We start from the raw sequence: 15,719 nt of genomic DNA, 5'->3' as shown, positions 1-15,719 counted from the left end.
GAAGCAACGTTATGCTAAAACGAAGCATGGAAAACGGCCCTAATGGGTCGTTTTCCATCAATGCGTTAACTCAATCGTTGTTAAATAAGTCACGGGTATAGACTTTATCTTCTACGTCCGCCAGTTCGCGCGCCATGCGGTTAGAGACAATCACATCCGCCTCTTGTTTAAACGCTTCAAGATCGCGCACCACGCGCGAGTGGAAGAACTCATCTTCCTGCATCACTGGCTCATAGACGATTACCTGCACGCCTTTCGCTTTAATGCGTTTCATGATGCCCTGAATTGAGGATGCGCGGAAATTGTCTGAACCGCTCTTCATCACCAGTCGATAGATACCGACAACTTTCGGTTTGCGCGCAAGGATGGAGTCAGCAATAAAGTCTTTACGCGTGCGGTTGGCATCAACAATGGCTGAAATAATGTTGTTCGGCACCGACTGATAGTTCGCCAGCAACTGCTTGGTATCTTTCGGCAGGCAGTAGCCGCCGTAACCAAATGAGGGGTTGTTATAGTGGTTTCCGATGCGCGGATCGAGGCAGACGCCCTCAATGATTTGACGCGTGTTCAGGCCAAGGCTCTCGGCATAGCTGTCCAGCTCGTTAAAGTAGGCAACGCGCATTGCCAGATAGGTGTTGGCAAACAGCTTGATCGCTTCTGCTTCGGTGGAGTCCGTAAACAGCACCGGAATATCTTGTTTGATAGCGCCTTCCTGCAGCAGCGCCGCAAAGCGCTCGGCGCGTTCCGAGCGCTCGCCAATCACGATGCGTGACGGGTGCAGGTTGTCGTACAGCGCTCTGCCTTCGCGCAGGAATTCTGGCGAGAAAATGACATTATCAATGCCCAGCTTCTCTTTAATCGACTGAGTGAAGCCCACCGGGATGGTCGATTTGATAATCATCACCGCCTGGGGATTGATGGCGTGAACGTCGCGGATCACCGACTCTACGCTGCTGGTGTTGAAGTAGTTGGATTTCGGATCGTAATCGGTCGGCGTGGCGATGATCACGTAATCCGCGTTGCGGTAGGCGTCATGCTTATCCGTGGTTGCGCGAAAATTGAGTGGCTTAGTCTGTAAATACTCCTCAATCTCTTTATCCGCAATGGGAGAAATTTTCTCATTAAGCATATCCACTTTGGACTGCACAATATCGAGCGCGACGACTTCATGGTTCTGCGCGATAAGGATGCCGTTTGATAACCCAACGTAACCTGTTCCGGAGATTGTTATTTTCATTCGATAAGCAACTTTTGTCAGTGTATGAAACCGGAGGTGGCGATCCCATCGCCACCGCTTTATATCAATAACTGTTGGGGTTTTTACCTCTTCCGTTGAGAGAGTGTCAATAAGACAAACAGTCGCTGCAAAGCCCGCCCTGCCTGAGTTTGCCTGGCTTTATTCCTAAAAATAAATGCCCTTCCCCGTAATTATCGCGGTTTCGATGAAAAAAAAGCCCGGTTTTACCAACCGGGCTTGTATTCAACTAATGGATGATTATCAGATTAATCCAGCCATTCCGTATGGAATACGCCGTCTTTATCAGTGCGCTTGTAAGTGTGCGCGCCGAAGTAGTCACGCTGCGCCTGAATCAGGTTCGCCGGCAGCACCGCAGAGCGGTAGCTGTCATAGTAAGCGACGGCGGCGGAGAAAGTCGGTACAGGAATGCCGTTCTGAACCGCATAGGCGACAACATCACGCAGCGCCTGCTGGTAATCATCAGCGATCTGCTTGAAGTAAGGGGCAAGCAGCAGGTTAGCGATAGCCGGGTTTTCTGCATAGGCATCGGTGATTTTCTGCAGGAACTGCGCGCGAATGATGCAGCCCGCGCGGAAGATCTTCGCGATTTCGCCGTAGTTCAGATCCCAGTTGTGCTCGTCAGAGGCGGCACGCAGCTGAGAGAAGCCCTGCGCGTAGGAGACGATTTTGCCCAGATAGAGGGCGCGACGCACTTTCTCAATGAACTCCGCTTTATCACCAGCCGGTTTAGATTGCGGGCCGGACAGGACTTTGGAAGCCGCAACGCGCTGCTCTTTCAGAGAGGAGATGTAACGAGCGAATACTGATTCGGTGATCAGCGAGAGCGGTTCGCCGAGATCCAGCGAGCTCTGGCTGGTCCATTTACCGGTACCTTTGTTAGCCGCTTCATCAAGGATCACATCAACCAGGTAAGTGCCCTCTTCATCTTTCTTAGTGAAGATATCTTTGGTGATGTCGATCAGATAGCTGCTCAGCTCGCCTGCATTCCACTCGCTGAAGGTTTTCGCCAGCTCGTCGTTGGAGAGGTTCAGGCCGCCTTTCAGCAGAGCGTAGGCTTCTGCGATAAGCTGCATATCGCCATATTCGATACCGTTGTGCACCATTTTGACATAGTGACCGGCGCCGTCAGGACCGATATAGGTGACGCACGGTTCGCCATCTTCAGCTACCGCAGCAATCTTGGTTAGGATCGGCGCAACCAGCTCGTAAGCCTCTTTCTGGCCGCCAGGCATGATAGAAGGCCCTTTCAGCGCGCCCTCTTCACCGCCGGAAACGCCGGTGCCGATAAAGTTGAAGCCTTCCGCTGAGAGTTCACGGTTACGGCGGATGGTGTCGTGGAAGAAGGTGTTACCACCATCAATGATGATGTCGCCTTTATCCAGGTATGGTTTCAGGGAGTCAATCGCGGCATCGGTACCCGCGCCGGCTTTCACCATCAGCAGAATACGGCGGGGAGTTTCCAGAGATTCGACAAATTCTTGTACGGTGTAGTAAGGAACCAGCTTTTTGCCTGGGTTCTCGGCAACAACTTCTTCGGTTTTTTCGCGCGAGCGGTTGAAGATAGAAACGGTATAGCCACGGCTTTCGATGTTCAGCGCCAGGTTGCGCCCCATCACGGCCATACCAACAACGCCGATTTGTTGCTTAGACATTACATACTCCTGTCAGATGTGGATATCCTGCCGCAGATCGGACTGGCAGGCAAAAGTGAATCGTATGTTAACTCAGGTTGCAAACCCAGAGGTAGCAATTGATGTCGGCTTTCAGCCAACCTGAATTGCTATAAATAGTAAGGTTAGTAAGCGCCATCACGATGCAAAACAACTTTGATGGTTTTAAACAAAATAGCGATGTCGTTCCACAGCGACCAGTTTTTTACATACCAGGAATCAAAATAGACGCGCGTATCGTAATCGACGTCATTACGTCCGCTTACCTGCCACAAACCGGTCATACCTGGCTTAGCCATCAAATAATAATCAACATTTTCGTCATAACGACTAAGTTCTTCGGAGATGATTGGTCGTGGACCTACAAGGCTCATTTGACCTCTAAGCACATTGAATAATTGTGGTAATTCATCAAGGCTCGTGCGGCGAATAAAACGGCCAACAGGTGTAATACGCGGATCGTTCTTTAGTTTGAAATCCCGTTCCCACTCAGCCCTTGCTTCCGGGTCGGTACTCAACAGTTGCTGTAGCACTTCCTGAGAATTCATTACCATTGAACGAAATTTATAGCATGGGAAAAGCTTGCCGTGGCGCCCTACCCGCATATGGCCATAGATCGCCGGCCCACCGTCGCGTGTCACTTTGTACCATAGGTAGATCATCAACGGGGAGCTGATCAGAATGATGAGCAGAGAACAGATAATGTCGAATGTGCGCTTAACGAAACGAGAGGTGCGTTTTGCCAGGTTATTGTTAACCCGGAATATCATCACCTCATGACTGAAAAGAAATGCCATATCGGTGCCATATAGGGGCAAGCCTCGTGTCGTAGGAATCACCGATACATGGCGAAAACCATTAATTGAAAGCGTTTTTAACCAATAGTCTCGAACATCGGTCTCGTCGGACTCGACGGCAATAACAAACTGCGCAACTTTATCTTTGAAGTGCGAAATGAGCCATGCTTCATCGGTAATAAAGGTCACACCTTCAGTTTTATTGGCATAACCAGGTGAAGTTCCGAACATGTACTGGACGTCAAAACCCAGGCTTTCTTCACTGCGTAATGCGCTGCATGCATCAACTGCATTTTTACCAGTGCCGACGATAATGGTTGTTTTTTTCCAGTAGCCGAAGCGATCCAGAATACGACGAGCCACGGTGCGTCCAATTGGCACCATAAGCATCGTCAGTGTCCAGGTAAGAACCCATAGATAGCGGGAAGATTGCCATTTTGAAAAGGCGATTACGGACAGCTCAATAATGGCAAAGATAGCCAGTGTGCGCAGGATTTCTTTTAGCTCAAACCAAAAAGGTTTGCGATATGAGTAATGCCTTAGTCTTAACCAAAACCATGCGGTACAAATCAAGCTAAGAGAGATATGCGTAATTACGCGGTCGTCAAACTCTCGCTGAGGAATAAATCTTGGCAGGTTACTTGTAATATAATCAATTATTCCTAACGATAAGAAAAAAGGTAATATCACATTAATTGTGTCAACAATTGCCATCGAGCATTTGCTGACAAAAAAAGTTCGTAATGATGTCATATTATTGTTCACATGATACCTTATTTCCAATATGCTTTATGCATGCTAAGCTTTTTGCACAGTGACGCAGGAAGTTTTTTATAATTTTTACCAATCTTATAACCTAGTATTTTCATGGCATTATTTACCGAAGCGTTCAGCATTAGCAAAGGTTTATTCTTAAGCAAAAATTTAAATTCAGAGATTAGAAAATTTTTACCTTCCCCACTCGCCCCTCCGAAGTATTTTCCAATCCAGGGTTCTTCAGCATGGAAAACACCGATATCAAAATAGCGTTTAAACTCATCAACAGGAGAGTAATTATGTGAGTGCTTCACAGCTACATCTGGGCAGTATGCAATAGCAAAACCATTTTGAATGGATTTTGCAGCGTAGAACATATCCTCACAGAGAATAGTGTTCTCAGGAAATCCGTTAAGCTGTATAAAAATATCAACGCTATAGACAGCGAAAGAATTAGATAAGAAGACGGCTTTTAAGCCCATCGCTTTATGATTCTCAGGCGTTGCTTTATATCCGCTGTTTTTATAATTATAATATCTGGCGTGCTGTGCAATTGCATTCGCGTTATCATGTGGTAACTGACGCCCATACAGCGCTGAAAGTTTTGGATCGGCTGAGAATGCTTTAGTTATTTCTGCAATTACTGTTTCGGCAGATTGCAAAATAGCATCCTGCGTCAGGAAGATAAGCAGGCCGGCATTGAGTTTTTCAATGCAATATTGCGCTGCTAAATTGCGTGTGCCGCCATGATTAAAATTGCTTCTTTTCACATCAAGAACATCAAAGCCATAATCGACCGCAATTTGCCGGGTTGAATCAGTAGATTCAGAATCGATAGCGACAACTTTTACATGCTCACTTTGCAGTTTCGATAGTTCTGATGCAGCTTGTTTCCATATAGCTCCGCCATTGCACGTAGGAACAATGACGCAAATATTTTTAAACATTCAGCTTACTCTTCCTCAACAGGATAACTTTGTAAAAACATAAGAAAATCACAGCCAATAATTGACCTGCGGCGACGCCATATACGCCATAATAATATGCGCCAGCAGGCATTGCGATTGCGCCAACGACCGCAGCCCACAGCGAAGAGAAAATTATTTTTCTATCTTCATTACGCGCATAAAGCTCGTAGTGTGGTAAAAGGGCGAAACAGTAGATCACACATGCCGCCATTAAAATAGCCAGCACTGAGAAATAGGAAAAATATTCAGGTTTATTCATCCATTTTAATAAAACGCATACACCAACTGGCAAAGTAATAAAAAGAACCAAGCTCAAGAACGCCACTGATGTAATGAATTTCTTTTTATACACCCTAAGATTTACCGCATCACTTTGCTTCACCGCGCTCACTATTTTCGGATAAAGTTGCATAACGACAACGGCATCAACGAATGCTAGCAGAGCATTTGCAAAACTCGAGTAAAATGAATAAATACCAACGGCTGAATAATCACTAAAATAACTTAATGAATAGCGGTCAACGATATAGAGCGAGCGCAAGGCCAGAGTCCCAACTAGCAGTGGTACAGCAACTTTCACACCTTTCCACATCCAGCCAAGATCAATATTACGTGATCCTATGGCACTTCGCCTCAGCTGGATGAGATCAGGTATAATAAGTATTACAGAGGCGCTTGATCCTATTAGCCAAAGTATCAAAATTACTGATACCTGACGCAAATCAATATCAAAGAACATGACAACAACCGCGATATAAACCCATATCCCGGAACGAATAAATAGTGATAAGTTGGCTTTAAATGCCTTGTCTAGCACCACAAGTAATCGCATGGATTCTTGAGACAGGTGCTCAGCCACCAGTATCAAATAAAACCAAACGATATACTCTTGAGAAAGAAAACCAAAATAGAATAGTAAGTAAGTTAGCGGAAAGCTTAAAATATAAAACGCAAAATAAAATGAGAACTGGTTTTTCACTATTCCGAACCAGTTACTTTTGTCCACCGACAATATTTCCCTTGAGGAGAATGTATAAAAATCCATCCCTACAAAGAATAATGCATAGCTTATCGAAGCAGCAAAAAGTGAATAAATGCCAAGTTCTTCGGCAGAGAGGAACTTGGCAATAAATATAACCAATATAAAGCGGCTTGCTAACGTCGCGCCGCGTATAAGGAGATTATGGATTTTCACGATTAAGAGTGTCTTTCGATAACTTTTTTGGTGACATCCAGGAATGTTTTACCCATCTTCTCATCTGGTTCAAGATGGCACCCTTCCGCCCACTCGTTCCAGGCGTTAATGAACACGAACTGCTGATCGTCGTCATAAGAGCTGGTTGACACAATCGCGTACTCCAGCCATTTCTGATAATCGGCAGGATCGTTGTTTTGTATAACCGTAGGCGTTTTGCGGCGAGCGGTATTGTCCCATGAGGGGAATACAGCAGGATACTTCACGTAATCTTTTGGCCATACCTGTGCGGTTTTTTCTGCTACCAGCTGTTTGTAGTCGATTCGATTGACCGCTGAAACGTTACCTTTAAGGGCCTGATAAACCGAGGCTGGCAGCACATTGCGCGCGATATCGACGAGTTGCTGGGATGAGGATTTATTTTGCTTAGGGAAATCAGCACGATTTGGCTGAAAATCCATGATGGCATCAAAACCAAGCGATAATATTTCTGCGTCCGGCAACTCTACAAAGCCATTTTTGACTGCCACCAAGTGAAGGGCGGGAACACCATTTTCTGCTGCATAATTGCGCAATGATTGAATGTAGTTTTTCGGCTCGGGAATATTATCTACTCGATAAATCAAGAAGACGGGCTTGTCGCCAACGCGAATGTGGCGCTTATCTTTAAAATACGGCGCGAGATATCTCATATGAGCCATTGCATCATCAGCAGTATAATCCTGCTTGATTAACACTTCACGTTCCATCCCATCCCACGCACGGGTCCAGTTTTCGTTTGCCCAGCAAAGGCAAAAAGGAAAATCGGGATCCTGTGAATTCAGCATTGCTTCAACAGGCTGCTCAAGCAATAATTCACCATTGAACCAATAGTGATAATAGCAAAAACCATGAATCCCATGCTCTTTGGCCATCTTTGCCTGATGATTGCGCGTCTCTGCAAGGCGGAGATCATAATAGCCTAAATCGGCCGGTAACTGCGGTTGATGGTGTCCGGGAAAACGCGGTTTTGCTTTAACAACATTACGCCACTCCGTGAAACCCTCACCCCACCATTCATTATTTCGCTTGACCGGATGGAATTGAGGCAGGTACATGGCTACCAATTTGTGCATTTTTTAACCTTAATTCAGAAAAGAAGAGCAACAGTAAGAAATAAGCAAAGAATTTTACATCCAGAATGTTATATATATTTCCCATATTAAGCGCATGCGTTTCTATTAGCAGAACTTTAGCCGAAAGGAACAGTGAAATAACATTTGGGTACTCAATAGATTTTTTAATGAGAAAAAGGGTTATGCCTACCAGTGCAGCAAATAGAAGATTAAGGACATACCCTAAAAAGTAACCAGCGGTCGGTAATAGGATCGCAGGATATCCCATAGTAAACGTTATGCCACGTTGACAATATGAATCAACCATACTTCCGGGTGCAATTTGATACATTAGAAAGTAAAGGCCACCAGTCTCGGTACAATCACTGCTATATTTATAAAGATATGAGAGAGCACTGCCGTCGTAATCTTTGCGATCTATTGCCCACCAAACTTCGCCTTGCAAGTTAAGCACGCGACTTTCTATGAAAGAAAATATACTCCCTGGCAGTTGGTGGATGTACTTGTATTGATAGTAGATCAAACCATACAATAACAACCCAACAATCAGAACAAAGATAATGTTTTTTCCAGTTACTACGTTAATTTTTTTATAGAGTACCAGCGCACCAAAAAAGCCCACAAAGAAATAGAGCAGTGTCAAGAAGACGCCAGTGAATTTCTCACCATATACAATATTAAACAAGCAAAAACATAAAACTAAAAATATATATTTCCAACTTTTACGTTGAGTGGTTAGTTTTGATTTGGTTATGTAAACCCCAAGAATAAATGACAGTAAGTACCCCTGATAAAGCAAATTCCTGAAAGATGGATAAGGATGTGCCGTCCAATAATCGAAACGCTGAACGCCTTTTAATAGTGGACTACCCCATATCAATGCATTTATTGTCAGCGCTAAAAAAATCAGCCCAGCTACAAAAAAAATTAATTGTCGCTCTAATTTTGAATAATCGCCACGAAGAACGAAGAAAAATCGATTTACTCTGTACTTATTAATAAACCGAAAGACCACCAGGGCAACAAAGAAAAAGGAGAGCACAAAGAAAACCAGCCTTGTTGCCCCACCTGTTGCGTATGATGTTACCTTTAACTCTTCAATAAACGCGCCGGTTTCGAGAGAAAAATTCGACACTATCGCTGTAAATTGTGGAAAAAGGAAAGGTAGCACCAAAAAGAAAAAGTATTGCTGCTTTTTATAAATAGTTATACAAAAAGCAAAGAATAAAGCCAGACTAATACTACCTGCAACAATAAATAAATCTGAACTTACACTTGCAGCTATAACACATGTTAAAGATAATATTATTATGAATATCGAGTTAAATTGTTTTCCCGAATTTTCACTCACAGTATCACCTTAGTTAATAATTTAATTTGGTTAACCAAGTGGTCAAAGGACGGTAATTCTAATGGATACGGCGTGTGTCGTAGCAAAGCGGGAATATTTTCCTTCAACTCATCACTTTTGACAGAGTAAGCATAGCCGAGCGTTTCAAAGTTATCACAAGCAAATAAGTCGTCATAAATTTGTATTGCAACTTTTCCCGCCATCGTAACTTCTAGCAAAGCAGTTGAGGTAAAAGAGAAAAAAACATCGTAGCTTTCGATAGCCTCTTGCATACTTCCCATAAAGACATTGCTCATATTTTTAAGATACTCAGCATCCTTTTCCCAAGGATGAGGCTTAAAGTAAAAATGACTTTCAGGCTCGCGAAGAGAGGTGCTAAGAACATTAACAATGTGCTGATATTTATTTTTATAAACATCCCCATACTTAAACCATGGCTGCCCTAAAAAACAAACTTTGAGCGGAGGTTTTTTGGAATATGTCTTCACTTGAATAATAGGTTCATAGAATCCACCTATCATCACTTTATGACGATCTATACCTAAACCTGAAAGCACTTCTTTTTGTTTGTCATCGTAACAAATGAAGTAATCGCATTTCCAACCATCGATGGTTTTAGGGTCTGTTCTCGACTGAAAGAGGCCATGCTGAATACAAACCGTTTTAATATTTGATTCTGCTGCTATATTACAATATAAGCGTTGAATAGGAAGCGAGTCATTTTCAACGATCATTAGTGCTTGCTGGGTATCGTGACGTATTTTCCCGAGCAGTTTACCCTGTTTGTATGCAGTCTGTTTTATTTTACTGAAATTATTGACAATAAAGCCTTTACTCAATAATTTCCAAAACACTCCATTTGGAATATAGTGGATATTATTTCTAAGGCAATACAATAACTGCTTTGGACCGCCAATGATACATACTTCCTCTACTGGAAGGGCAGAGATAAGATGCGTAAATCTTGTCCCAAGAAAGAAGTATTTCTTTTTCTTAGCTGGACGTAACCAGAAAAAAAATATTGAAGAAAGAACATCATTAAACGGAAATATCCATTTTGCGTTTTTCAGATATAAACTTCTAATATTAGTTTTGAAATTTTTATCTCTTAAATCTCTTTCTTCAACATAGGCATAAAGATCATCAAAGTTCGACATGCTGCTCTCTGTTCAACTATTCGATAAAATCGAATTTCAGTGGCTCACCACGTTTAATGTCACAAGTTGCTACTTTACCAATAAAATGATCATAAAATTTAGGCGCAACACCGAAACCTGGACGTATACTTTTAATATTTTCTGTAGTGAACAGTTCACCTTTTTTAATGTCTTTGACGACATAGAGAGATCGACGGAATTTCGCATTCCCCTTTTCGCTCTCCTTACGCTCGTAATTAACACGACCAAGCGCTTGCCATGCAGTTTTCGCATCGCGACATAAAGCGTGCAGTTCTGAAGGCTCTAGTGAAAAACTATCGTCAGGGCCCCCACCATTACGATCGAGAGTAACGTGTTTCTCAATCACGCTGGCACCTAATACAACAGCTGCAATAGCGGTGGTATTATCGATGGTATGGTCAGACAGGCCAGGAATCACATTAAACCGCTGCGCCATATCCGGAATAGTGGCGAGATTATAATCTGCCGCGGGAGCCGGATAGCCACTTACGCAATGTAAAACTACCAATTCCCTACAACCGCCTTCATAAGCAGCGTCGATAGCTTCCTGAATTTCTGCCTCATCGGCCATGCCGGTCGAAATAATCATCGGCTTGCCTGTTTTGGCGACATACTTAATTAATGGCAGGTCAATAGCTTCAAATGAGGCGATTTTATAGGCCGGTGCATCTAATTTTTCCAAGAGATCAACAGCGGTAAAATCAAACGGGCTACTAAAAATGGTGATGCCCAGTTCTTTCGCTTTTGCAAAAAGCGGCTCATGCCATTCCCACGGCATTTGCGCGCCTTTATAGAGATTGAATAACGTTTGCCCATCCCACAATCCACCATGGATCTGGAAATCTTCACTATCATGGTCAATCGTAATGGTATCAGCGCGATAGGTTTGTAATTTGATTGCATCTGCGCCTGCGGCTTTGGCTTCTTCCATGATTTTATATGCACGATTGATATCGCCATTATGGTTGGCCGAAAGTTCTGCGATGATATATGGCGAATAGTCTTTGCCGATTTTGCGTCCATTGATAGTGATAAAATTATTCATTACTTACTCACTTAAGTATTCGCTATTGGAAATTTTAGTAAAACCTAATCGTTGAAATAGCAGGTGCGACGCGGTATTTGCTGCCAGCACTGTTGCAAGCATTTTGACGTCATTGTTTAGCATCATGGCTCGCTTAATAGCGGCACTTGCAATGCCCTTCCCCTGACTTTTTTCAGTCATGAAAATGGATATTTCAAAATCTGCACCGCTATGCTCAATAGGATCGAGTCGTAATACTCCGCAAGCAATTTCGCACTCGATAATGTAGAACTTTACCCGCTCGTCGTTGAGTTTGCGCTTCATCCATGCAACATGATCGTCATAAGCGGGAATTTCAGGATTTCTGGCAAACTCTCTGGTTTGCGGCTCGCACTGTAATTTATAGACAAAATCGATATCTCTTTCTGTCGCAGGTCTGAGAATCACATTTTTCCCCTCTCTGGCAGGTTGCGAAAGAATGTTTTGTACGACTCGCGACATGCCATGCCCATCACAAATATTCATAGCCAGCAGCATATGTTCTTTGTAACGCGTTATCAGGTCGATCAGTGCCGACATAAAGGTCTGAGATTGAAGCGAGTCTGCGTATAAAACAATAGCGCCACTGCTGCGTAACGATTCTGCGATGGTCATTTGATTATCCGCTATCGCGATGTTTACTGCAGGCAACCCCATCACACAACGCTCCCATGTCGTTCCACCCAGAGCTCCAATAGCAAGATCATGCTCAAGCATGAGTTCAGGCATGGTATCGACATCGATAAGCACCTCAACAGGGAAACGTGCGTGTTTCGCAGCCTCTCGCACCGCAGATTGATGCGGTGACGCGCGTCCCATTACGATGGTGATTTTGTCGAAAAAGGTGGTCTCATTTTCATTCAACCAGGTAAGTATCGTCTCAGTCACGTTTTGTGCGTCGACGCCTCCCATGGTGATCAACACTGATTTCGGCTCTTGTAGCGCTTTTTTTCTTTTAATCGATTTTGCGCTTAATGCAACGAAAGCAGGATTGATGAGTGCGTATGATGTGCCTGAATATATCTGCCCATTCGCTTTGTTTAGCGCCCCATACTCTTCAGGTGTGCGCTTAAATGTTTGATCAATAATCATATCGGCCCAATGCTGCCGATTACACAGATCGTCAATAACCACTATTCGGGCCGAGGGATACTGCTTTTTGATAGCGTATTCCCACTCATAATCCAGTGAGTAGTGATCAACAATAATAACCTCAGGTTTTACCGCCGCCTGCTCAACCAGTGCAATAAATTCGCAGGCGTCTTGAGCTTGCGTACCGTTAAGCCAGGACTTTTCATCAACAATATAACCTTCAGACTCTGGTGCGCCCGGAATAATGCTGACATTAAAATCCTGAGACTCGATTTTGGGAATGATGTGGCCGGTATGCTGCTTGGTAATAAAATGACATTCAGCCCCAGTATTACGGAGCGCATTCGCCAGATTCAGGCTTCTGACGATATGACCCGTACCAATTGATAGTGAGGAGTCAACTCGCAGAAAAATGTTCATTCTTGAATTCCATGGCTTTGAACAACCACTCCGCTACTCGCCAGTCCTCTGGTGTATCAATATCTTGTACACGCTCCGCGGGAAGGATCACTGGATAGGCGTTAGAGGTGAAAATCGGTTTTTCCTGCTCCCACGCTTCGCGAGTACCCCAATACAACTGCCCGGCATCGTGCCATGACTCTTCTAAATCCTGGGAGCGAACATGGAACATCTCGGGATTGAACATGCCGATTTTGTCATGCTGGTTTATTTTCAGCGCTCGCTGGATAGGATAAGGAAACCGTGTGACCGTAAAAGCGTAATCAGCCTCATGGCTTTTAAGGATTTCAAGCCCACGAATAATATCGTCATGCGTAATAAAAGGAGCGGTAGCATAGATGCAACAAACGTTCTGCACGTCATACCCCTGCTCAACAAGCCAAACAGTGGCATGCCGAATGACGGGGATCGTGCCAGCATAATCATTCGACAGCTCTGCTGGTCGTACAAAAGGTACTTCTGCACCATAGTTTTGCGCCACGTCAGCTATTTCTTCGTCATCTGTCGACACGATAACGTGGTCAAAAACGCCGCTCTTTAGAGCGGCTTCAATTGACCAGGCAATCATAGGTTTACCACAAAACTCTTTAATATTTTTTCGCGGTATGCGCTTGCTACCACCACGCGCAGGGATGATTGCCACGTTCATTTAGAAAAACTCCCGAATAGCATTTATGACGAAATCCTGTTCATCTTCCGATAACGTTGAATACATCGGGATGCTGATCGCGCGCGAGTAATACTCTTCAGCTGCGGGATAATCGCCAACTTTATGACCTAACTGCTGGTAATAGGGCTGTGTATGTACAGGAATATAATGCACATTCACACCGATGCCTTTCTCACGCAGATAATCGAAAAGCGGTTTACGTTTTGCAGAATCGTTAACCATTATCGGGTAGAGGTGCAGTGCGCTATAACCGCTCTCCGCCTGATGAGGAAGTGTCAGAGGTACGCCAGCAAGCTGCGCGTCGTAACGCTTCGCTAAACGGTGGCGTGCAGCAACGAACTCATCAATACGTTTTAATTGGCTCACACCGAGCGCAGCTTGCAGTTCGGTCATCCGGTAATTAAGACCCAGATCTACCTGCTGATAATACCAGCCGCCTTCTGCCTCTTTTGTCATTTTGTCCGCATCACGGGTGATACCGTGGCTACGCAGCAACGCCAGTTTTTCCGCCAGCTCATCATTATTGGTTAATGCCATTCCGCCTTCAGCGGTAGTGATGATTTTGACCGGGTGAAAACTGAGAATAGTGACATCGGCATATTTTGAATTACCGATTTGCTCGCCCTGATATTTGCCGCCAATGGCATGCGAAGCATCTTCGATAATGGCAAAGCCGTATTCACGTGAAAGTTTGTGAATCGCTTCCATTTCGCAGGACTGGCCAGCAAATGCAACGGGTACCACAACTTTCGGTAAGGTGCCTTCTGCTTTTGCATAGCTGAGTTTTGTCTCGAGCGCAGCAACGCTCATGTTATAGGTCGCAGGATCGATATCCACGAAACTAACATTCCCATTGCAGTAACGCGCGCAGTTTGCAGACGCCACAAACGTGTTCGGCGTCGTCCACAGCCAGTCGCCCTCTTCCATTCCTAACGCCATACAAGCTATGTGGAGCGCTGAGGTTGCGCTATTAACAGCCAGCGCGTGTTTCACACCTACGTAATTCGCGATTGCCTGCTCAAACTGAGGAACACACGGTCCCTGCGTTAAAAAGTCAGATTGCAGTACATCAACGACGGCCTGGATATCTTCACCAGAAATATCCTGACGTCCATAGGGAATAAATTTCATCAGATATTGCCTACTTTATCGCGGTTCACATCGATCCACTGGCGCAGCTCTTCAACGCTCATCCATTCCGTATTGCTGTCGCTTTCATAGACAAAGCCTTCCGGCACGCGCTTACCATCCTTAATACGCTCAGGTGAATCGCACCAGTTGTGAATAGCAGGCAGGATTTTAAAATGTTCCGGATATTCGTAGGTGTAATGCGCATCTTCTGCGCTGATCATTTGCTCATGCAGCTTTTCGCCGGGACGAATACCAACGACTTTTTGCGTCGCTTCTGGCGCTACTGCTGTCGCAACATCCGTAACTTTCATGGATGGGATTTTTTTCACATAGATCTCACCGCCAACCATGTCCTGGAAGGCATGCCACACTAACTCGACCCCTTGTTCGAGGGTGATCATAAAGCGGGTCATACGATCGTCAGTGATAGGTAATTCGCCTTTCTCTTTAATTGAGAGAAAGAAAGGAATTACGGAACCACGTGATCCCATTACGTTACCGTAACGTACAACGGCGAAGCGAGTTTTATACGCGCCAGAGTAGGAGTTTCCGGCAACAAACAGCTTGTCGGAAGCTAGTTTAGTAGCGCCATAAAGATTGGCCGGGCTACTTGCTTTATCTGTTGAAAGGGCAACCACACGTTCAATGCCTTTATCAATACAGGCATCAATAACATTCATCGCACCATTGATATTAGTTTTGACACACTCAAATGGATTATATTCGGCAGTGGGGACAATCTTAGTCGCAGCGGCGTGCACGACAAAATCGACGCCATCCAGCGCGCGGTAAAGGCGCTCTTTATCACGAACATCACCAATGAAAAAGCGAATGCGGCTTTCATCTTTAAAATGTTTAGCCATTTCCCACTGCTTCATTTCGTCACGAGAGTAAATGATAATTTTTTTCGGATTATATTTTTCAAGCGTCATGCGAACAAATTTATTACCAAACGACCCAGTACCGCCAGTTACAAGAATTACTTTATCATTAAACATATGGATATACTCTAAAGA

13 protein-coding genes are annotated in these 15,719 nt (G+C 44.4%); all 13 read right to left on the bottom strand.

Annotation, left to right across the window (positions count from 1 at the left end):
• Nucleotides 1–70 precede the first annotated feature (70 nt).
• Nucleotides 71–1,237 carry a UDP-glucose 6-dehydrogenase gene (gene ugd, locus SOM48_RS06300; protein WP_320511629.1) on the bottom strand — a complete coding sequence of 389 codons (1,167 nt, stop codon included), beginning with the start codon at nt 1,235–1,237 and terminating at the stop codon, nt 71–73.
• Between the two features lie 266 nt (nt 1,238–1,503).
• Nucleotides 1,504–2,910, bottom strand: coding sequence for an NADP-dependent phosphogluconate dehydrogenase (gene gndA / locus SOM48_RS06295; RefSeq protein ID WP_076770117.1), 1,407 nt, complete (start codon nt 2,908–2,910; stop codon nt 1,504–1,506).
• 143 nt (nt 2,911–3,053) lie between these two features.
• Entirely contained in the window at nt 3,054–4,439 is a 1,386-nt protein-coding gene (gene wbaP, locus SOM48_RS06290) for an undecaprenyl-phosphate galactose phosphotransferase WbaP (protein ID WP_320511628.1), read from the bottom strand.
• 59 nt (nt 4,440–4,498) lie between these two features.
• The gene (locus tag SOM48_RS06285; RefSeq protein WP_320511627.1) at nt 4,499–5,428 is read right to left on the bottom strand and encodes a glycosyltransferase family 2 protein; all 930 of its coding nucleotides are present in this window, start codon (nt 5,426–5,428) and stop codon (nt 4,499–4,501) included.
• Nucleotides 5,421–6,644, bottom strand: coding sequence for a lipopolysaccharide biosynthesis protein (locus SOM48_RS06280; RefSeq protein ID WP_320511626.1), 1,224 nt, complete (start codon nt 6,642–6,644; stop codon nt 5,421–5,423). Before SOM48_RS06280 ends, SOM48_RS06285 begins: the two co-directional genes overlap by 8 nt.
• Nucleotides 6,645–6,646: 2 nt before the next feature.
• On the bottom strand, nt 6,647–7,759 hold the full coding sequence (locus SOM48_RS06275; protein ID WP_320511625.1) for a glycosyltransferase WbsX family protein: 1,113 nt from the start codon (nt 7,757–7,759) through the stop codon (nt 6,647–6,649).
• The gene (locus SOM48_RS06270) at nt 7,704–9,110 is read right to left on the bottom strand and encodes a DUF6418 domain-containing protein (RefSeq protein WP_320511624.1); all 1,407 of its coding nucleotides are present in this window, start codon (nt 9,108–9,110) and stop codon (nt 7,704–7,706) included. The genes SOM48_RS06275 and SOM48_RS06270 overlap by 56 nt, the downstream gene beginning before the upstream one ends.
• Entirely contained in the window at nt 9,107–10,267 is a 1,161-nt protein-coding gene (locus SOM48_RS06265) for a hypothetical protein (RefSeq protein WP_320511623.1), read from the bottom strand. Before SOM48_RS06265 ends, SOM48_RS06270 begins: the two co-directional genes overlap by 4 nt.
• 16 nt (nt 10,268–10,283) lie before the next feature.
• The gene (gene pseI, locus SOM48_RS06260; RefSeq protein WP_320511622.1) at nt 10,284–11,333 is read right to left on the bottom strand and encodes a pseudaminic acid synthase; all 1,050 of its coding nucleotides are present in this window, start codon (nt 11,331–11,333) and stop codon (nt 10,284–10,286) included.
• A gap of 3 nt (nt 11,334–11,336) precedes the next feature.
• Complete coding sequence (gene pseG / locus SOM48_RS06255) at nt 11,337–12,863, bottom strand: UDP-2,4-diacetamido-2,4,6-trideoxy-beta-L-altropyranose hydrolase (RefSeq protein WP_320511621.1); 1,527 nt, start codon at nt 12,861–12,863, stop codon at nt 11,337–11,339.
• Nucleotides 12,841–13,551 (bottom strand): pseudaminic acid cytidylyltransferase, encoded by a 711-nt coding sequence (pseF, locus tag SOM48_RS06250; RefSeq protein ID WP_320511620.1) that lies wholly within the window; start codon nt 13,549–13,551, stop codon nt 12,841–12,843. The genes pseG and pseF overlap by 23 nt, the downstream gene beginning before the upstream one ends.
• Nucleotides 13,552–14,703, bottom strand: a complete 1,152-nt coding sequence (gene pseC, locus SOM48_RS06245) for a UDP-4-amino-4,6-dideoxy-N-acetyl-beta-L-altrosamine transaminase (RefSeq protein WP_320511619.1) — start codon at nt 14,701–14,703, stop codon at nt 13,552–13,554. It abuts the gene before it with no gap.
• Nucleotides 14,703–15,701 (bottom strand): UDP-N-acetylglucosamine 4,6-dehydratase (inverting), encoded by a 999-nt coding sequence (gene pseB / locus SOM48_RS06240; protein ID WP_320511618.1) that lies wholly within the window; start codon nt 15,699–15,701, stop codon nt 14,703–14,705. Before pseB ends, pseC begins: the two co-directional genes overlap by 1 nt.
• Nucleotides 15,702–15,719: the final 18 nt, after the last annotated feature.

Source organism: Kosakonia sp. CFBP8986 (genome assembly GCF_034044935.1).
GTDB classification, from domain to species: Bacteria; Pseudomonadota; Gammaproteobacteria; order Enterobacterales; family Enterobacteriaceae; genus Kosakonia; species Kosakonia cowanii.
This window is presented reverse-complemented; position numbering and strand designations above follow the sequence as displayed.